This is a genomic window from Jiangella sp. DSM 45060 (assembly GCF_900105175.1).
Taxonomy (GTDB): domain Bacteria; phylum Actinomycetota; class Actinomycetes; order Jiangellales; family Jiangellaceae; genus Jiangella.
In genome coordinates this window covers 5,645,029-5,662,275 of record NZ_LT629771.1, presented here as the reverse complement: position 1 = coordinate 5,662,275, position 17,247 = coordinate 5,645,029, and the positions used below count along the sequence as shown (strand labels likewise).

The 17,247-nt window shown below is 73.9% G+C and carries 20 protein-coding genes; 12 read left to right on the top strand and 8 right to left on the bottom strand.

Translation table 11 applies throughout. The features are described 5' to 3' along the window. Positions 1-419 precede the first annotated feature (419 nt). A complete protein-coding gene (locus BLU82_RS25235; RefSeq protein ID WP_092623734.1) occupies positions 420-1,328 on the top strand; it encodes an LLM class flavin-dependent oxidoreductase in 909 nt (302 codons plus the stop codon). A gap of 574 nt (positions 1,329-1,902) precedes the next feature. On the opposite strand, the gene BLU82_RS34835 is transcribed toward BLU82_RS25235, so the two are convergent. From BLU82_RS34835 to sigJ, 4 genes are all read right to left on the bottom strand, one after another. Next, positions 1,903-2,898: a sigma-70 family RNA polymerase sigma factor gene (locus tag BLU82_RS34835; RefSeq protein WP_255367130.1), complete on the bottom strand. Its 996-nt coding sequence runs from the start codon at positions 2,896-2,898 to the stop codon at positions 1,903-1,905. Positions 2,899-2,900: 2 nt separating this feature from the next. Next, positions 2,901-3,326 (bottom strand): hypothetical protein, encoded by a 426-nt coding sequence (locus tag BLU82_RS34830; protein ID WP_172885701.1) that lies wholly within the window; start codon positions 3,324-3,326, stop codon positions 2,901-2,903. Positions 3,327-3,418: 92 nt separating this feature from the next. Further along, entirely contained in the window at positions 3,419-4,285 is an 867-nt protein-coding gene (locus BLU82_RS25225; protein ID WP_092623732.1) for a phosphotransferase enzyme family protein, read from the bottom strand. 34 nt (positions 4,286-4,319) lie between these two features. Further along, on the bottom strand, positions 4,320-5,222 hold the full coding sequence (gene sigJ / locus BLU82_RS25220; protein WP_092623731.1) for an RNA polymerase sigma factor SigJ: 903 nt from the start codon (positions 5,220-5,222) through the stop codon (positions 4,320-4,322). 126 nt (positions 5,223-5,348) lie between these two features. Here sigJ and BLU82_RS25215 point away from each other — a divergent pair, with 126 nt between their 5' ends. Both BLU82_RS25215 and BLU82_RS36445 read left to right on the top strand, forming a co-directional pair. Then, positions 5,349-5,771: a DUF6069 family protein gene (locus BLU82_RS25215; protein WP_197682452.1), complete on the top strand. Its 423-nt coding sequence runs from the start codon at positions 5,349-5,351 to the stop codon at positions 5,769-5,771. Between the two features lie 417 nt (positions 5,772-6,188). Beyond that, a protein-coding gene (locus tag BLU82_RS36445) for an IS5 family transposase (protein ID WP_370246194.1) occupies positions 6,189-7,152 on the top strand; the annotation gives its coding sequence in 2 pieces (ribosomal slippage) (positions 6,189-6,565 and positions 6,564-7,152; 966 coding nt in all). A gap of 114 nt (positions 7,153-7,266) precedes the next feature. On the opposite strand, the gene BLU82_RS25205 is transcribed toward BLU82_RS36445, so the two are convergent. Beyond that, positions 7,267-7,803 carry a hypothetical protein gene (locus BLU82_RS25205; RefSeq protein WP_092623730.1) on the bottom strand — a complete coding sequence of 179 codons (537 nt, stop codon included), beginning with the start codon at positions 7,801-7,803 and terminating at the stop codon, positions 7,267-7,269. A gap of 93 nt (positions 7,804-7,896) precedes the next feature. On the opposite strand from BLU82_RS25205, the gene BLU82_RS25200 reads away from it, so the two are divergent. Beyond that, complete coding sequence (locus BLU82_RS25200) at positions 7,897-8,364, top strand: hemerythrin domain-containing protein (RefSeq protein WP_092623729.1); 468 nt, start codon at positions 7,897-7,899, stop codon at positions 8,362-8,364. 12 nt (positions 8,365-8,376) lie between these two features. Here the strand turns inward: BLU82_RS25200 and BLU82_RS25195 are convergent, their stop codons facing one another. Beyond that, positions 8,377-9,009 carry a bifunctional 2-polyprenyl-6-hydroxyphenol methylase/3-demethylubiquinol 3-O-methyltransferase UbiG gene (locus BLU82_RS25195; protein ID WP_092623728.1) on the bottom strand — a complete coding sequence of 211 codons (633 nt, stop codon included), beginning with the start codon at positions 9,007-9,009 and terminating at the stop codon, positions 8,377-8,379. Continuing rightward, entirely contained in the window at positions 9,002-9,886 is an 885-nt protein-coding gene (locus BLU82_RS25190; RefSeq protein WP_092623727.1) for a sigma-70 family RNA polymerase sigma factor, read from the bottom strand. Before BLU82_RS25190 ends, BLU82_RS25195 begins: the two co-directional genes overlap by 8 nt. A gap of 37 nt (positions 9,887-9,923) precedes the next feature. Between BLU82_RS25190 and BLU82_RS25185 the strand changes: the two genes are divergently transcribed. Together BLU82_RS25185 and BLU82_RS25180 are read left to right on the top strand one after the other, a co-directional pair. Further along, entirely contained in the window at positions 9,924-10,694 is a 771-nt protein-coding gene (locus BLU82_RS25185; protein WP_092623726.1) for an SDR family oxidoreductase, read from the top strand. Positions 10,695-10,746: 52 nt separating this feature from the next. Next, positions 10,747-11,922 carry a hypothetical protein gene (locus tag BLU82_RS25180; RefSeq protein ID WP_092623725.1) on the top strand — a complete coding sequence of 392 codons (1,176 nt, stop codon included), beginning with the start codon at positions 10,747-10,749 and terminating at the stop codon, positions 11,920-11,922. 10 nt (positions 11,923-11,932) lie between these two features. Here the strand turns inward: BLU82_RS25180 and BLU82_RS25175 are convergent, their stop codons facing one another. Then, positions 11,933-12,337 (bottom strand): VOC family protein, encoded by a 405-nt coding sequence (locus BLU82_RS25175; protein WP_092626266.1) that lies wholly within the window; start codon positions 12,335-12,337, stop codon positions 11,933-11,935. Between the two features lie 77 nt (positions 12,338-12,414). On the opposite strand from BLU82_RS25175, the gene BLU82_RS25170 reads away from it, so the two are divergent. The 6 genes from BLU82_RS25170 to BLU82_RS35270 all read left to right on the top strand — a co-directional run bounded on the left by BLU82_RS25170 (position 12,415) and on the right by BLU82_RS35270 (position 17,187). Beyond that, a complete protein-coding gene (locus tag BLU82_RS25170; RefSeq protein WP_092623724.1) occupies positions 12,415-13,383 on the top strand; it encodes a glycerophosphodiester phosphodiesterase in 969 nt (322 codons plus the stop codon). A 68-nt stretch (positions 13,384-13,451) separates the two neighbouring features. Beyond that, positions 13,452-14,768 carry an MFS transporter gene (locus tag BLU82_RS25165; RefSeq protein WP_092623723.1) on the top strand — a complete coding sequence of 439 codons (1,317 nt, stop codon included), beginning with the start codon at positions 13,452-13,454 and terminating at the stop codon, positions 14,766-14,768. A gap of 32 nt (positions 14,769-14,800) precedes the next feature. After that, the gene (locus BLU82_RS25160) at positions 14,801-15,172 is read left to right on the top strand and encodes a helix-turn-helix transcriptional regulator (protein WP_092623722.1); all 372 of its coding nucleotides are present in this window, start codon (positions 14,801-14,803) and stop codon (positions 15,170-15,172) included. Beyond that, positions 15,169-15,828, top strand: coding sequence for an SRPBCC family protein (locus tag BLU82_RS25155; RefSeq protein WP_092623721.1), 660 nt, complete (start codon positions 15,169-15,171; stop codon positions 15,826-15,828). The genes BLU82_RS25160 and BLU82_RS25155 overlap by 4 nt, the downstream gene beginning before the upstream one ends. A gap of 106 nt (positions 15,829-15,934) precedes the next feature. Beyond that, positions 15,935-16,930, top strand: a complete 996-nt coding sequence (locus BLU82_RS25150) for an MFS transporter (protein WP_197682451.1) — start codon at positions 15,935-15,937, stop codon at positions 16,928-16,930. Further along, entirely contained in the window at positions 16,921-17,187 is a 267-nt protein-coding gene (locus BLU82_RS35270; protein ID WP_197682450.1) for a hypothetical protein, read from the top strand. Before BLU82_RS25150 ends, BLU82_RS35270 begins: the two co-directional genes overlap by 10 nt. Positions 17,188-17,247: the final 60 nt, after the last annotated feature.

Genomic DNA, 17,247 nt, shown 5'->3' with positions numbered 1-17,247 from the left:
CAGCTGTCTCCCTGTCATCCTGGACGGCTAACTACATCGGGAATCCGCCCGGCGTAGTCCAGAGATGGGCTACCGGGCGGGCTGTTAGAGCGGTTCACCGGTGCCCTCAGCAGGTAGGAGGAATCCTCAGCGAACCGCAACGACAGACGAGGAACGTTGCTGGGCAGGCTACGAGAGCTGCGCGAGCACACCGAGGTCGTCGGCCAGATCCTCAGGGATCTGTGGCCGGTGGGCGTGGTGATCTCCTCGATTCTGGGTGTTGCCCCGCATCAGTTCGGCTGAGGCCGAACCGCAGGGAGCGAACGGGGTCGGCTGAGGCCGGCCCCTTCGTGTGTCCGGGGCCGCGATTCCTCCGGATGCCCTGCCGGGTCTGTCCGCACAACAGCCGCCACATGGCGGCGCGGACGGAAGGAATCGGCATGTCCTTGGAATTCGGCATCTTCCTGCCGGTCGGCTTCGGCGGCGAGCTGGCCGCGTTCGCCGATCCGGTCGAGGCGGCGGAGCGGGTCGTCGAGCTGGCGCGGACGGCGGAGGAGTGCGGCTTCGCGGCGGCGTGGCTGCCCGACCACCTGCAGACGGTCCCGCCGTCGACGGCGCCGGTGTTGGAATCGTGGTCGATGCTGGCGGCGTTGGCTCGCGACACCGACCGGATCAGGATCGGCCCGCTGGTCAGCTCGAACGGCTACCGGAACCCGGCGCTGCAGGCGAAGATCGCGTCGACGGTCGACGTGCTGTCGGGTGGGCGGCTGACGCTGGGGATGGGGGCCGGGTGGTACGAGCCCGACTACGAGGCGTTCGGGTACGAGTTCGGCGACGCGCCCGCGCGGCTGCGGCAACTGCGTGACGGCGTGCGGACGATCAGAGCGATGTGGACCGAGCACCCGACGACGTTTCCGCGCGGCGCGCAGCGCCCGGCAATACCGCTGCTGATCGCGGGCGGCGGGGAGCGGATGACCCTGAAGCTCGTGGCGGAGTACGCCGACGCCTGCAACGTCATGGTGTCGCCGGCGGACGCGGCGCGGAAGTTCGGCGTGCTGCGGGAGCATTGCGCGGCGGCCGGCCGCGACTACGACGCCGTCCTGCGCACCGCGACGACCGCCTGCCTCGTCGCCGGATCGGACGAGGAGGCGCAGGCCGCGCTGTCGCCGGCGATGAGCCTGTTCTATCCGGGCGACCCCGCGTCATACCTGCTCTACGGGACGGCCGATACCGTGAGGCGGCGCATCGCGGCCTACGAGGAGGCCGGCGTCCAGCAGCTGATCGTCGGCTTCCACGAGGCGACGGACCCGGAGGCGATCCGGCGGTTCGCCAAGGAGTTCATCGGCTGACGACGTGGGCGCCGGGCGGCTGCGTCGGCAGGCAACGTCGGCGAGTGTGTCGGCGAGTTTGTCGGTGCCCGCCCGTAGGGTGGGCCCCACCCGGGCCGGGAGGGGTCTGCCGTACCACGCGAGCTGGTCCGCGCGAACCGACCAAGCGGCGCGGCGAACGGGCAGATGCGGCGGACGGGCCGATGCGGCGGGCGGACGGGGCGACGCATCGAGCGGACGTGGGCGACGCGACGGACGGGCGACGCGGCGGGCGGACGGGGCGACGCGGCGGACGGGCCGATGCGGCGGGCGGACGGGGCGACGCGGCGGACGGGCCGATGCGGCGAGCGGGCGGGGGCGACGCATCGAGCGGACGTGGGCGACGCGGCGGACGGTGAGTGGACCGGGGCGACGGGCGGGCGACGCGGCGGGCGGCGGGCCGATGCGGCGAGTGGACGGGGCCGGCGCGGCGCGCGGTGAACGGGCCGGGGGCGATGCGGCGGGCGGGCGGCACGGCGCGACGGGCGCGACGCGGCGGGTGGCGCCGTGCGTCGTCGTCTGGGGCGGCTGGACGACGGACGGCTGGAGGCCGCGGTCAGGGGAGCGCCGCCGGGAGGCCGAACCGGGGGAGCAGCTCCGGCATGGCGAAGACGGTGACCCGCGCGATGCCTGCCGCGGTCACCGTCAGCACCGCCATCCCGAACGCCGACCCGTCGCGGAGGTACGCGCCGAAGGCGGGCTGGCCGTTGGCAACCGTCGGGAGCTTGCGCCAGTCGCCCGCCCCGCCGACGACCTCGGTCATCAGGTACTCCACGCAGGCGACCTTCCCGGAGAACCAGATCGCGGCCTCCGGCGACTCGAGAACGGCGTCGGCGCGCAGGGCCTCCTCGAACGCGCGCGCGTCGGCCGTCGCGAACGCCGTCATGTACCGTTCCAGCAGCTCACGGGCGCGCGGGTGGTCCGGCTCGAGCACGTCGTCCATCGACGGCGTCACCTCACGCAACCGCGCGCGGGCCCGCTGCAGCAAGGACTTCACGGCACCGACCTCGAGGGACAGCGCCGTCGCCACCTCGGCAGCCGGCCAGGCGAGCACGTCGCGCAGGATGAGGACGGCGCGCTGGCGCGGCGTGAGGTACTGCAGCCCGACGATCAGCGCGAGCCGCACGCCGTCGCGCACCTCGGCGACCACGGCCGGATCGGCCGACGGCGGCGTGACCAGCGCGTCGGGCAGCGGCTGCAGCCAGCCGACACCGGCGGCCGGGCTCTCCGGCCCGCCGTCCGGCCCGGCCCCGAGCCCGCGGGGGACGGCGCGCCGGTCGCTGCGCTGCAGGGCGTTGAGGCAGGCGTTCGTCGCGATCCGATACAGCCACGTCCGCAGCGACGACCGTCCCTCGAACCCGTCGTACGACCGCCAGGCCCGCAGATACGTCTCCTGCACCAGGTCCTCGGCGTCGTCGAGCGAGCCCGTCATCCGGTAGCAGTGCGCCAGCAGCTCGCGCCGATACCCCTCCGCCTGCCGCATGAACTCGTCGCGCACGTGGTCCTCCCTCGCCCCATCCTCGTACCGACCGGCGCCCGCCCGGAAAGGAATCGTCAGTAGTCCGACGGCGGCGGCGCCGGCTCGAGCCCGGGCGGCATGGCCCGTCGGATGGCGGCGGAGAGGTCGCCGGCCGCGGTGGCACCGCCGTGCACCACCTCGGTCCGGTGCGCCGGCCGGACCCGGCGCGGATCGAACACGCACCAGCCGGAGCGCCAGCCCCAGGCCAGCCGTCCCCGCGCGTCGGCCTGCCGGTCCGGCCAGACGACGAGCAGGTAGCGCCACCGGTGCTCGCCCCGTCGCCGCCCCCACGCGACCAGCCGCCCCTGCACCCGCCGGCTCGACCGGTCGCCCATGACGATGGGCACGGCGGTGTAGAGACCGGACGGCTCGGTATGGGCACGGAGCTTGATCTCCAGCCGTCCCGGATCGAGGTCCAGGAGATCGAGGGGAGGATCGTCCAGCCAGCGAGCACCAGTCATGTCGCCAGTATCGAACAGGTGTTCGCATGATCGGTAGTTTGTCGCGCTCCGTAGGCGCCTGGTGACGGAGGGTGCCGACGCGGGCGGACGGGCTATCCGGACGGCGGACGCAGGGCCGCGAAGGCCTCGAGCTGCCGCCGCTGGTAGGCGAGGTCGTCCGGGTCGGGGTCGCCGACGCCCGACGTCGCCCGGTCGTACGCGACGTCGGACCGGATCCGGGCCCGGACGAGCTGACGCAGCGAGCGTTCGGTCAACGCCGTCGCGGTGCCGCCGGCGTCGAGGTAGTGCTGGACGAACCGCTCGGCCGGGGCGAGGTCGAGCGTGCCGAGGCCGTCGCCCCACTCCCATGCCGCGCAGGCCAGTTCCCACTCCGGTGGCGCGACGGTCGCCTCGTCCCAGTCGACCAGGGCGACGATGGTGCCGCGGCGCACCAGTACGTTGGCGGCGTAGAAGTCGCCGTGGACGGCGTGTCGCCGCAGCCCGCCGGACCAGAAACCGTCCAGCCACTCGTCCAGGGTGGCGTCGGCGAGTTCGGGCACGGGCGCTGCCGGGACGACGCGGGCCGGCGGGGCCTCGACCCTTGCGCGGGCTAGGGCCCGATGGACACGCGCGAGCAGTTCGGCGGCCTGCCGGCGCTGCTGCTCGTCGTGGTCGTCGCCACGGTCGCCGGACACGAACGGCCAGACGGTGACCGGCCGGTCTCCGGCGCGCACCACCGTCGCGCCGTCGAACGTGGGCACCGGCGCGATCGCCTCGGCCACCTCGGACGCCGCGGCGGACGCCACTCGCCCGGACCACCGCAGGTCGCCCGTGGTGCGCCACGGCGTGCCGACCCGCACGACCCGGTCACCGAGCCGCACGACGGCCGACTCCTGTCCGCCGGCCAGCCGTTCGGCCGCCTGACTCACGTCGAGACCCCAGCGGTCCTCCAGCACCGCCAGCACTCGGTCGTCGAACACCCGGCCACCCTAAGCGAGCGGCGTCGCGCACCCGTCAGGTCGTCCAGGGCCGCAGCTTCTCCGGATTGCGCACCGCCCAGACGCGGGAGATCCGGTCGCCGGCTACGTCGAACGCCAGCACCGCCCCGGTCACCCCGTTCTGCTGGACCACCAGGCCGGGTTGCCCGTTCACCGTCCGCTCCAGGAACGTCAGGCCGGGCGGCGCGTCCTCGGCGAGCTCGACGAGGGCACGGGCGATCGCCTGGCTGCCGTCGAGCGGCCCGAGTGCGGAGGCCAGGCCGCCGCCGTCGGCGACCGCCGTCGCGTGCGGGTCGAGCAGGCCGACCAGCGCCTCGATGTCGTTCGACTCCCAGGCCTGCCTGAACTCGCGGACGAGGTCGGCGCGGCGGGCGGACGGGGTCGCCGGGGCCTCGGCGGCGCGGAGCCGGCGCCGGGCGGACGACGCCAGCTGGCGGCAGGCCGCCGGGGTGCGGCCGACGATCTGGGCGACCTCGGCGAACGGGTACCGGAAGACGTCGTGCAGGACGAACGCGACCCGCTCGGCCGGCGTCATCGACTCGAGGACGACGAGGAAGGCCATGCTGATCGACTCGTCCAGCGTGACCCGGTCGGCCGGGTCGGTCGCCGTGCCGCCCGGGCGCCCGCCGACCCATTCCGCGTGGTCGGGCACCGGCTCGGGGATCCACTCGCCGACATAGCGCTCGCGCCGGGCCCGCGCCGACCGCAGCAGGTCGAGGCAGATGCGGCTGGCGACGGTGGTCAGCCAGGCGCCGGGCACGTCGATCGCCTCCCGCTGCTCGGGCGGCAGCGCATACCAGCGGGCGTACGTCTCCTGCACGACGTCCTCGGCATCGGCCAGCGAGCCGAGCAGGCGGTAGGCGAGGTTGATCAGCTGCCGGCGCTCGCTCATGATCGCGGACAGGTCCGGGTCGGTCATGGTGGCACCTCCTCTCACCTTCCCGACGAGACAGCCCGCCGCAGTGTGCGGCCTGACGTTTCGCCGTCTCGTCTCGTCGTACCGCTGTCCAGGCATCGCCACCAGAGTGACAGCAGGAGGAATCCGATGACGACGCAGCAGACCACGACGGCCGTGCGGGGACGGCAGCGGGGGTGGCAGCGGGCCGCGTGGGCGGTCGCGGGGGCGACGGCGGCCGCGATCGTGCCGTGGGTCGTCGCGGCGATCGCCGGCGCGGACCTGGAGGTGACCAGCGTCGGCGTGACGATGGACGTCGGGCCGGCGTTGGTGCTGGCCGGCGCGCTGACGATGTCGCTGGCCGGCTGGGGGTTGCTGACGTGGCTGCTGCGGCGGCGCGGCGGAGACGGACGGCGGGTGTGGACCGGGGTCGCGCTGACGGTGCTGGTGCTGTCGCTGGGCGGGCCGCTGGGCGCCGAGGCGGACGCCGACGTCAAGGTCTACCTGGTGCTGATGCACCTCGCGGTCGGCGCGGTGCTGATCCCGGGCCTGCGGGCGGCGGTCCGCGAGTGACCGTCCTGGTGCGCGCCCAGCGAGGGGTGGGGGCGAGCGCCGCTGGACGGGCGCGGCCGGGGGACTGCTGTTGGACGGAGCGCTGCTGGACGGGCGCGGCCGGGCGAGCGCTGCTGGACGGATGTCGGGCGGGCGAGGGTTGGCGAACGAACGTTGTCGGTGCCCGCCCGTAGGGTGGGCCCCACCCGGGCCGGGAGGGGTCTGCGTACGGCGACGTCGAGCGCGGCGGTCACACGGCCCGACCAGCGGGTTGTTGTGCAGCTAGCGGTCGCAGCGGCGCGGGCGTTGTCGGTGCCCACCCGGGCCGGGAGGGGTCTGCGTACGGCGGTGTCGAGCGCGGCGGTCACACGGCCCGACCAGCGGGTTGTTATGCGGCTAGGGAGTGTCTGACGGATCTTGGTCTTTGTTCGGTCCAAGATGCTGGGTGTGGTTGAGCGGCGGGTGTTGTCGGATGAGGCGTGGTCGTGGTTGGAGCCGCGGCTGCCGGACCGGACGCCTCGGCGGGGTGGGCGGTGGCGTGATCACCGGCAGGTGATCGAGGCGATCGCGTGGAAGTTCCGGACCGGGGCAGCGTGGCGGGAGATCCCGCAGGGGCGGTTCGGGCCGTGGCAGACCGCGTATGAGCGGCTCAATCGGTGGAGTTCGGATGGCACGTGGGCGCGGTTGCTGGCCGCGGCGCAGGCCGATGCTGATGCTCGGGGCGAGTTGGATTGGCTGGTCGCGGTGGACTCCTCGCTGGTGCGGGTGCACCAGCACGGGGCGTCGGCTCGGCGTGTGGGTGGCAACGCCGCGACCGTGTCCGGGCCCGCACCGGCGCCGGACGCGGGGGGCAGGACCGAATGACAGGTGTTCGCGTGGCGATCACCCCGTCGCCGCGGTGGTGGCCGAGCCGGCCGATCATGCGATCGGCCGGTCCCGGGGCGGGCTGACCACCAAGATCCATGCACTCGTCGACGGGCGGGGCCGGCCGCTGGTGCTGCACCTGACGGCGGGCAACGTCAACGACACCACCCAGTTCCCGCAGCTCATGGCCGGATTACGGGTGGCCAGGCCCGCAGGCGGGCGGCCACGCACCCGGCCGGACTACGTGCTGGCCGACAAGGGCTACAGCTCGCGCGCGAACCGGGAACTGCTCCGTCGCCGCAACATCGCCCACACCATTCCAGAACCGGCCGATCAGCAGGCCAACCGACGCCGCCGCGGCTCAGCCGGCGGGCGCCCGGTCGGGTTCGACAAGACCCTCTACCGGCGACGCAACGTCGTCGAACGCGGCTTCTGCCAGCTCAAACACTGGCGCGGCCTGGCCAGTCGCTACGACAAGCACGCCCGCAACTACCTTGGTGCACTCCACCTCGCCGCGCTACTCACCTGGCTCCCATGATCCGTCAGACACTCCCTAGCGGTCGCAGCGGCGCGGGCGTTGTCGGTGCCCGCCCGTAGGGTGGGCACCGCCCGGGCCGGGAGGGGTCTGCGTACGGCGGGACGAACGCGGCCGTCAGGGTCCGACCAGCGGATCGTTGCGCAGCCAGCCGTCCCAGCCGGCGCCGCCGCCCTGGTCGTCGCGCACGGCGCCGCTCCAGTCGGGCACGTGCGCCGACATCCAGGCGACGAGGTCGTCGCACCAGGCCAAGGGGGTGGGCGGCGTGGTCTGGGCGATCCAGTCCTGGCAGGTGACGAGCAGCCGCTCCGGCGAGCCCCACGCCATCCAGGGGCTCCGGCCGGTGCGGGCGATCGAATCGGCCAGCCAGGCCGCCAGCGCCGAGCACCGGTCCTCGTCGTCCCCGAGGCCCGACTGGTCCGGGCGTCCCGACGGGTCCCGGCGGTCGGAGCCGGCCGGAGGCGCCCCGGCCGTCCACTGCTCGCAGGCCTGCTGCACGACGGCGACCTGGTCGGCCGGATCGCTCACCACGGGCCGTGAGCCGTCGTCGCTGATGGCCCAGACAGCGGACGCCACCGCGGCCGAGGTAACCGCGGTGACCAGCACCAGCGCGACCCCCGGCCACGCCGGTCCGGCCCGCGTGCCCCGCGCCACGTTCCCACTCTCGACCCACCGGCGCCGCTCCTGCAGGGCCGAAAGACCCCTGTCGTCTTGCGGTCAGGGGCCCGTACCTGATCGGCTGGGACGATGGACGAGACGAGGTCGCGCGCGATCGCCTGGAGCCGCCAGCTCGCAGACGTGCACATGACGCTCCTCGACCGGGTGCAAGAGCTCCGCGACGGCTCCGCCGGCTCAGCGGACCTGCTCACACACTGCCTGAGCTTCTGCTCCGCGCTCACCACCCACCACGAGGGCGAGGACGGCGGCCTGTTCGCCGAGCTCGTCCGCGCCCGCCCCGATCTCGCCGCCACCGTCGCCGCCCTGCGCGAGGACCATCAGTTGATCGGGAACATCGTCGAGGCGGTCCGCGACCTCGCGGCCGAGTCGCCGCGGGCGACGCCGGAGCGGCAGGCGGCGATCCGGGCCGAGCTCGACGGCCTGGCCGCGATCATGGAGTCGCACTTCCGCTACGAGGAGCGCGCGATCGGCACCGCGCTCGACGGCGGCATCGAGGACACCGGCTGGACCCGGCCGGTGTTCTCACCGCGGACCTGACCGCGGCCGTCGTCAGGCCGGCGCAGGCCGGTCGCCCGGCGCCCGCCAGACGAGCAGGTAGCGGCCCATGAGCAGCCGCGACAGCCGGGTGCCGGGCAGCACGGCCCGGGCATCGGCGCCCAACTCGCGATAGGTGTGCGGCGGCGGCCAGCACAGCTGCGCCGAGTGGTCCCATTTGCGCCGGACCCGGTTCGCGACGCCGAGGGAGACGAACGCGGCGGCGGCCCAGGGCAGGTCGCGCCGTTCGGTGCGGGTCAGGCCGACGATCGCCAGCACACCGCCCGGCCGTACCAGCGCGCCGAGCCGGCGCAGCGCCGCCGCGGTGTCCGGCAGGTGGTGCAGGGTCGCGTTCGAGACGACGGCGTCGAAGGAGCCGAGCTCGAACGGATAGGACAGCACGTCGCCGTGGCGCCAGTCGACGGCGGCGTCGGGGAACCGGGACCGCGCGCGCTCCAGCACCGCCTCGTCGACGTCCAGGGCGACCACGCGCCGTGCGCCGTCACCGTCGGACGCGAGCCGTCCGGCCAGCCGGGCCGCGAGGAACCCGTCGCCGCAGCCGACGTCCAGGACAGCGCGGGAGTCCGCCGGCACACAGGCCGCCAGTCGAGCGTCGTAGTGGATGTTGGCGTTCCAGGGGTCACGCACGGAGGGCCTCCGGGTCAAGGCCGCTCAGACGGTCAGGGTCGTTGAGCACGTCGATCGTCGTGATCCGGCCGTCGGTGACGGTGAACGCCATCACCGCGAACACCCGCCCGCCGATGACGGCCACCGCGCCGGCCGTGCCGTTGACCAGCACCGGCCGCACGTGCTCGGCCAGCCGCCGGGCCAGCGTTGCCTGGCCGGCGACGTTCCGCGCGCCGCGCAGTAGCACCGTCGGCCGGACCGGGTGCGCGCCGCCGTCGGCCCGCAGCACGACGTGGGGGTCGAGCACCGTCACCAGCGCGTCGAAGTCGCCGTCGCGGGCGGCCGCGTAGAACGCGTCGACCGCGGCCCGCTGCTTCGCGAGGTCGGCGTCGGGCGCGGGCGCGGCGTCCTGGACCCGGCGACGGCCGCGGCTGGCCAGCTGGCGGGCGGCGGCCGGGGTCCGCTCGACCAGCGGCGCGATGTCGTCGAACGGGACGGCGAACAGGTCGTGCAGGACGAACGCCAGCCGCTCGGCCGGCGCCAGGGTGTCGAGGACGACCTGCATCGCCAGCCCGACGGAGTCGGCGAGCAGCGCCTCCTGCTCCGGATCGGGGCCGGTCAGCGGGCTGACGACGGGGTCGGGCAGGCGCACCTCGGGCTCGCCGTCGTCGAGCGGCACCTCGCCGCGCGTCGTCCGCGACCGCAGCAGGTTGAGGCAGACCCGCCCGGCGACGGTCGTCAGCCAGGCGGCGAGGTTCTCGACGCCGGAGGTGTCGGTGCGCTGGTAGCGCAGCCAGGTCTCCTGCACGGCGTCGTCGGCCTCGGTGAGCGACCCCAGCATGCGATACGCGACGGCGCGCAGCTGCGGCCGGTGCCGCTCGAAATCGAGGTCGTCCATCCGGTCACATTCCTCCGTCGCCGCGGGTCAGAGGAGCATGACGACACCTCTTCTGGTGACCGGTGGCACCGGCACCCTCGGACGTCTCATCGTGCCACGGCTGGTCGAGGCCGGCCGGACGGTGCGCGTGCTCAGCCGCACACCGCACGAGCCGGGCTCCGGCGTCGAGTACGTCACGGCCGACCTGCGCTCGGACGACGCCGGCGACGCGATCGCGGCCGCCGTCGACGGCGTCGACACGGTCCTGCACCTGGCCGGCGGCGCCAAGGGCGACGGCGAGGCGGCGCAGCGACTGGTCCGGGCCGCCGCGCCGGCCGGCGTGAAGCACCTGGTGCACATCTCGGTCATCGGCGCCGACCGCGTGCCGATCGCGTGGTTCCGGAGCAAGCTGGCCGCCGAGCAGGCCGTCACCGGGTCCGGCGTGCCGTGGACCATCCTGCGCGCCGCCCAGTTCCATGACCTCGTCCTGAAGACGGCGGCCGCCATGGCGAGGCTGCCGGTGATCCCGGTCCCCGGCGGCCTGCGCTTCCAGCCCGTCGACGCTCGCGACGTGGCCGCGCGGCTGACCGAGCTGACCCTCGGCGAGCCGGCCGGGCTGGTCGCCGACCTCGCCGGCCCGCGGGTCGTGCCGCTCGGCGACCTGCTGCGCTCGTACCTGACGGCGGCCGGCAAGCGGCGGCCGCTGCTGCCCGTCCGGATGCCCGGCAAGGCCGGCCGCGCCTACCGCGACGGAGACAACCTCACCCTGGACGGCGCCGACCTCGGCACCCGGACCTGGGAGGACTTCCTCGCCGAGCGGCTCGGCTGATCGGCGGCGTCTGGGTCTGGCAACTGTCCGGCCGCGCTGTGACACTGCACCTGTGACAGAGACCCGCGAGCCGGTCCCGCAGGACGACAGTGCGTGGCCGGCCGGTGCGCTGCTCATCTCCATGGTCGCGGGCCTGGCGATGAGCGGCGTCGCCGTCGGCCTGGTGGTGGCGATGTCCGGCGACGGTCCTGTGCTCTTCGGGCTCGTGCTCGGCGGCACCGTGGTCGCGGCGGCCGGCGGCTGGGCGTTCATGACGCGGGCCCAGCGCGACCGGCTCGGCGGCGGCGGGTCGAAGCGCAGGTTCCAGTGGATCGAGCTGGCCGCCATCGGGGTGTTCCTCGCGGCCGTCTTCGCGGATCAGCAGGCCGGCTTCGCGCTGATCTGCGGCTTCCTGGGGCCCGCCATGCTGGCCAACGCGCGGATGGTCCGCGTCGCCCGCGCGAACCGCCTGCTCGTCGCGCGAGCCAACCCCGTCGACGACGGCGTCCGGCTCGCGTCACCCGAGCCCGCGTTCCGGCCGCAGCATGCGGCGCCACCGCCGCCGCGGCCGGCCATCGGGCAGCTGCTGCACGACGCCGTGGCGGTGCGGCAGCGGCGCTGGATCGCCTGGCTGGTCGCCGCCGCCGTGTCGATCCCGGCGGCCGCCGCGCTCGGTGCGTGGGACGAGGCGATCGGGCTGATGAGCGTCCTGGCGGTCGTCGCCGTCTCGGTGTCGCTGCTGCGCGTCTGGCCGGCCTCGCGGTCGCGGCGCCGGTTCGCGCGCGGAGACGCTCCGCCGCGGCGGGCCTTCGTGGTGGTGCCGTTCGACGCGTTCCCGCATCTCAAGCCGATGCTCGCGATCTGGACGCGGCAGCCGACCCTGAGCGAGGGCCGGCTTGCGCCGCCGGAGCGCACGTACCGCATCGATCCCCGTCACGACGGACTCGTCGGCGACCAGGCGGACCTGGAGGTGCACGAGGCGTGGGTCGACACCTCGTCGCGGCGGCCGCGCTGGGTGCTGGCCGACGCCGGCCTCGCGGTGCCGCGGCGGTGGTCGGCGTTCGGCCGGTTCTACCTGTTCAGCAACGCGGCCCGGGTGGCGCTGCCGCACTGGCTGACCGTCGCCGCGCCGCACCCGTCGACGGAGCCGGTCGCCGACGCCCGGTTCGCCTGGGGGCGGTTCGGCATCGCGCTGGCGCAGCGGCTGGCCGTCTTCGTCGTCCTCGCGCTGATCTTCAGTACGGAGTGAGCCGGCGGCGTCAGGCGACGAAGATGCAGAAGGGGTGGCCCGACGGGTCGGCGTAGACGCGCAGCGGCTCGTCGGGGTCGTCGATGCGGTCGAAGATCATCCGCCCGCCGAGGTCGAGCACGCGGTCGTGCTGGACCAGCAGCTCCTCCATCGACGGCACCGTCATGTCGAGGTGCAGCTGCTGCGGGACGGCGGGATCGGGCCACGTCGACGGGGTCAGCTGGTCGGTCTGCTGGAAGGCCAGGCGCCGGCCGCCGTCGGGGTCGAGGAGGACCAGCCAGTCGTCGCCGGCGGGATCGACGGACTCGTGGCCGGGCCGGTACACGTAGCCGAGCAGCTGCCGGTAGAACTCCGCCAGCCCGCGCGCGTCGGTGGTGTCCAGCACGGTCTGCAGCACGCTGGGGTAGGTCGTCATGCCGGGACGGTACCCGCCGGGTCCGACGTTCATCGCGCGTCCGCGCAAGTGTCAATGGCGGGCACTACCGTTCGCCCATGAGCAGGCTCACCGGTCTCCTCGCCGCCGGCCTCGTCGCCGCGGCGCTCGTTCCGACGACCACGGCCACCGCCGCCACGGAGAACCCGTGGCTGGAGCGGCGCGTCCTCAACATCGCACACCAGGGCGGCGAGATCGAGGCGCCGTCCGACACCCTGTACGCGTTCCGGACGGCCCTCGACAAGGGCGCCGACGTGCTCGAGCTGGACGTCCACGCGACGGCCGACGGCGAGCTGGTCGTCCTGCACGACACCACCGTCGACCGCACGACGAACGGCGCCGGGCGGGTCGATGCGCTGACGCTCCAGCAGATCCGGGCGCTCGACGCCGCGCACTGGTTCGTCCCCGGTTGCGGGACGTGCCACGGCCAGGACGCCGCCGCCTACGCGTTCCGCGGCGTCGCCACCGGGGAGCGGCCGGCGCCCGACGGCTATACGGCCGCCGACTTCCGCGTCCCCACGCTGCGCGAGGTGCTCGAGACGTTCCCGGGCGTCCTGCTCAACGTCGAGATCAAGCGCACCCGCCCCGAGACGTCGCCGTACGAGCGCACGATGGCCGACCTCCTCGCCGAGTTCGGCCGCGGCACCGACACCGTCGTCGCCTCGTTCTCCGACAGCGCCGTCACCCGGTTCAAGCTCTACAACCGCGACGTCAGCACGTCGCCGGGCACCACGCAGGCCACGGCGTTCTGGCTGAACACACTCGGCCCAGGAACCGGCATCACGCTGCACGGACACCACGCGCTGCAGGTGCCGCCGTCGCAGTCGGGCATCCCGGTCGTCACGGCCGACTTCGTGGCCGACGCGCACCGCCGCGGCCTCGCCGTCCACGTCTGGACCATCAACGACCGCGCCGAGATGGAGCGGCTCATCGACCTCGGCGTCGACGGCATCATGACCGACCGGCCCACGCTGCTCCAGCAGGTGCTCGACGACCGCGCCGCGGCCGATCCGACCGGCCGGGCATAGTTCACGGCCCCGGGCGCTTGTAGCAAGGCAGTCGCGACGACGCGACTGGACGAGAGGACGCCGCGCCGATGAACTCCCAGGCTCGCCGCATCCAGAGCATCTACATCACGCTGATTCTCGGCAACACCCTGGCCGCCTCGTTCATCTGGGGCATCAACACGCTGTTCCTGCTCGACGCCGGGCTGAGCAACCTCGAGGCGTTCGCCGCCAACGCGTTCTACACGGTCGGCGTGGTGCTCTTCGAGGTTCCGACGGGGGTCATCGCCGACACCTGGGGGCGCCGGGTGTCGTACCTGCTCGGCACCGTGACCCTCGCCGTGACGACCGCGCTGTACTACCTGATGTGGCAGATCAGCGCGCCGTTCTGGGCGTGGGCCGTGGTGTCGGCGCTACTCGGCCTGGGGTTCACGTTCTTCTCCGGCGCGGTCGAAGCGTGGCTGGTCGACGCCCTGCACCACGCTGGATACGACGGCAGCCTCGAGACGGTCTTCGGCCGCGGCCAGATGGTCTCGGGCGTGGCGATGCTCGGTGGGTCGGTCGCCGGCGGCGTGATCGCCCAGGTGACCGACCTGGGGGTGCCGTTCCTGCTGCGGGCGGGCGTGCTGTTGGCGATGTTCGTCGTTGCGGGTCTGCTGATGCGCGATCTCGGCTTCACGCCGGACCGGTCGGCGGGCGCGGCGCGGGCGGTGCGCGGCGTGTGGTCGGCGTCCATCGAGCACGGCCTGAAGAATCCCCCGGTGCGCTGGATCATGCTGGCCGCGCCGTTCGTGTCCGGCGTCAGTTTCTATGGCTTCTACGCGATGCAGCCCTACCTCTTGGAGCTGTACGGCGACCCCGACGCCTACTCGATCGCCGGCCTGGCCGCAGCCGCCATCGCCGGGGCCCAGGTGGTCGGCGGATACCTCGCACCGCACGTCCGGCGGCTGTTCCGCAAGCGGACGACGGCGCTGATCGGCGGCACGGTGGCCAGCGCGGCGATCCTGGGGCTGCTCGGCCTCACCGAGGCGTTCTGGGTGGCGATCGTGCTGCTGGTGCTGTGGGCCCTCGTGTTCGCCGCGGAGACGCCGATCCGGCAGGCCTACCTCAACGACATGATCCCGTCCAAACAGCGGGCGACGGTGCTGTCGTTCGACTCGCTCGTCGGCAACACCGGCGGCATCGTCGTCCAGCCCGCCCTCGGCCGGGCCGCGGACGTGTATGGCTACGGCACGTCGCTGGCGATCGGCGGCGCGATCCAGCTGCTGGCGGCGCCGTTCCTGGTGCTGAGCCGCCGGCAGGGCTCGTCGGCGGACGTCGCCGTCACCGTGTCCGGCGCACCGGTCGTGACGGATCCGCCGGTTCCGCCCGCTCCGCCCGCGCCGCCGGACGAGAAGCTACAGCGTTGACTTATATAAGTAGATGTCGATAACCTAGCCGCATGCATGCCTTCGACGTGCTCGGCGACCCGGTGCGCCGCCGGATCCTGGAGCTGCTCGCCGACGGCGAGCTGACCTCCGGCGCCGTCACGTCGGTCATCCAGCAGGAGTTCGGCATCTCGCAGCCGGCGGTGTCGCAGCATCTCAGGGTGCTGCGCGAGTCCGGGTTCGCCACCGTGCGGCCCGACGGCGCCCGCCGGCTGTACGCCGTCAGCACCGAACCGCTCCGCGACGTCGACGTGTGGCTCGACCGCTTCCGCCGGTTCTGGACCCCTCCGCTGGACGCGCTGGCCACCGAGCTGGCCAGGGGCAAGCGGCAACGCCGGCTGCAGCAGCAGGCCGGCCACGATCCGGACCAGGAGAACTCCCCATGATCGATGTCGTCGAACAGGTCAACGCCGTGCGCCGCCAGGTCGGCTCGCGGACCATCGAGGCGGGTGAGGCCCGCACCGTCACCATCAGCCAGACCTACCCGGCGTCTGTCGAGGACGTCTGGGACGCCTGCACGAACGCCGAACGCATCCCCCGCTGGTTCTCCCCGGTGACGGGCGAGCTGAAGCTCGGCGGGCGGTACCAGGTCGAGGGCAACGCCGGCGGCACCGTCGAACACTGCGACCCGCCCAAGAGCTTCGCCGTCACCTGGGAGTTCAACGGCGAGGTCAGCTGGGTCGAGGTCCGGCTCACCGCCGACGGCGACGAACGGACCCGGTTCGAGCTCGAGCACATCGCGCTGGTCAACAGCACGTCGCTGGAGTTCTGGGACCTCTACGGCCCGGGCGCGGTCGGGCTCGGCTGGGACCTCGCGTTCATCGGCCTGAGCCTGCACTTCGCCTCCGGCGGCGAGCAGGTCGACCCGAAGGCGGTCGAGGCCTGGACCATGGGCGACGGCGGCAAGCAGTTCGTCGGCCTGGCCAGCGAGCGCTGGCGTGACGCCAACGTCGAGAGTGGGTTCGCGACGCCCGAGGCCGCGCAGGGCGCCGCCGACCGGACGACCGCGTTCTACACCGGCGTCGAGGCGCCGCAGGGCTGATCGGACGGCGCGCTGGCGGCCACGAACCCGGACGCGCGCCGGCCCAGTAGGCAGGCCGCGCATCGAGAGCGGACCTTGTCGGACCCTCGGACTAGCGTTCGGCCCCATGACGATCATGACGGACGCCGGCGAGACGGTGCGCTGGCGCGGCGGGTACGGGCGGCTGTGGTCGGCCGCGGTCCTGTCGCGCTTCGGCGACGCCGTGCGCAATGTGGCGTTTCCGCTGGTCGCGGCTGGTCTGACGACGTCGCCGTTCCTGTTGTCGGTGGTGTCGGCGGCCGGCTACCTGCCGTGGCTGCTGTTCGGGCTGCTCGGCGGCGCCCTGGCCGACCGGGTCGACCGGCGCCGGGCCATGTGGATGGTCGACGTCGTGCGGGGGCTGCTGGTGGCGGCGTTCGCGGTGGCGCTGGCGCTCGGGCAGGCGCACCTCGCCGTGCTGGCGGTGCTCGCGTTCGCGCTGACCACCTTGCAGACGCTGTTCGACAACGCGGCCTCGGCCATCCTGCCCACCTTGGTGCCGCGGGCGGCGCTGCCGTCGGCCAACGCGCGGCTGATGACCGGTCAGGCGCTGGCCGGCACGTTCCTCGGCGCACCGGCGGCCGGGCTGCTGGTCACGGCGGGCGTGGCGCTGCCGTTCGCGGTCGACGCGGCGACGTATCTGGTGGCGGCGGCGCTCATCGCGTCGCTGCCACGGTCCGCGGTGGGGGTGGCGGGCCGGCCTGCTGGGTCGACGCTGCGGACGGAGATCGCGGTGGGCGTGCGGCGGCTCTGGCACGACCGCCTGCTGCGCGGCGGCTGCCTGGCGAACCTGCTGGGCAATCTGGTGATCGGCGGGCTCCAGGCGCTGCTGGTGCTCATCATCACCCGCTGGGCCGGCGCCTCCGACGTCGTGTTCGGGCTGGTGCTGGCGGCATATGGCGCAGGTGGGGTGGTGGGTGGGCTGGTGGCGACGCGGGTCGGGCGGTGGGTGGGCGGCGGGCGGCGGCCATGGTGCTGGCGCTGGCCGTGCAGACCGGCTGTCTGCTCGTCATCGGCGGCGTGCCCCATCCCGCGGCGACGGCGGCCGCCCTCGCGGTCTTCGGGGTGGCCGGCATGGTGGTGAACGTGCACTTCGTATCGCTGACGCAGCAACGCACACCCGACGAGCTGCTGGGGCGGGTGAGCTCCGCCGAGCGCACGCTGGGCATCGCCGGCGCGCCAGTGGGCGCGTTGCTGTTCGGCGCGCTGGCAGAGATCACGGCGGTCAACGTGCCGGCGCTGGCCGGCGCCGCGATCATGGCGCTGGCCGCGATCGTCGTCCGCCGGGTTGCTCGGGCCGATGCCGCGGCCCGGGTCGAGCCAGGGGGCGCGGGCCACTGAGGGCGCCCACCCGTCGGTAGCCACAGGCGCCGAGCATCGGGCGCGGGCTCCTGCGCCGCC

What these genes read in the sequence shown, in the direction of transcription:
- BLU82_RS25150 (WP_197682451.1), top strand. Translation starts at nt 15,935, where the DNA reads ATGACGATCATGACGGACGCCGGCGAGACGGTGCGCTGGCGCGGCGGG.
- BLU82_RS25215 (WP_197682452.1), top strand. Translation starts at nt 5,349, where the DNA reads ATGACGACGCAGCAGACCACGACGGCCGTGCGGGGACGGCAGCGGGGG.
- BLU82_RS25190 (WP_092623727.1), bottom strand. Translation starts at nt 9,886, where the DNA reads ATGGACGACCTCGATTTCGAGCGGCACCGGCCGCAGCTGCGCGCCGTC.
- BLU82_RS25200 (WP_092623729.1), top strand. Translation starts at nt 7,897, where the DNA reads ATGGACGAGACGAGGTCGCGCGCGATCGCCTGGAGCCGCCAGCTCGCA.
- BLU82_RS25155 (WP_092623721.1), top strand. Translation starts at nt 15,169, where the DNA reads ATGATCGATGTCGTCGAACAGGTCAACGCCGTGCGCCGCCAGGTCGGC.
- BLU82_RS25235 (WP_092623734.1), top strand. Translation starts at nt 420, where the DNA reads ATGTCCTTGGAATTCGGCATCTTCCTGCCGGTCGGCTTCGGCGGCGAG.
- BLU82_RS25175 (WP_092626266.1), bottom strand. Translation starts at nt 12,337, where the DNA reads ATGACGACCTACCCCAGCGTGCTGCAGACCGTGCTGGACACCACCGAC.
- BLU82_RS34830 (WP_172885701.1), bottom strand. Translation starts at nt 3,326, where the DNA reads ATGACTGGTGCTCGCTGGCTGGACGATCCTCCCCTCGATCTCCTGGAC.
- BLU82_RS35270 (WP_197682450.1), top strand. Translation starts at nt 16,921, where the DNA reads ATGGTGGTGAACGTGCACTTCGTATCGCTGACGCAGCAACGCACACCC.
- BLU82_RS25160 (WP_092623722.1), top strand. Translation starts at nt 14,801, where the DNA reads ATGCATGCCTTCGACGTGCTCGGCGACCCGGTGCGCCGCCGGATCCTG.
- sigJ (WP_092623731.1), bottom strand. Translation starts at nt 5,222, where the DNA reads ATGACCGACCCGGACCTGTCCGCGATCATGAGCGAGCGCCGGCAGCTG.
- BLU82_RS25185 (WP_092623726.1), top strand. Translation starts at nt 9,924, where the DNA reads ATGACGACACCTCTTCTGGTGACCGGTGGCACCGGCACCCTCGGACGT.
- BLU82_RS25165 (WP_092623723.1), top strand. Translation starts at nt 13,452, where the DNA reads ATGAACTCCCAGGCTCGCCGCATCCAGAGCATCTACATCACGCTGATT.
- BLU82_RS25170 (WP_092623724.1), top strand. Translation starts at nt 12,415, where the DNA reads ATGAGCAGGCTCACCGGTCTCCTCGCCGCCGGCCTCGTCGCCGCGGCG.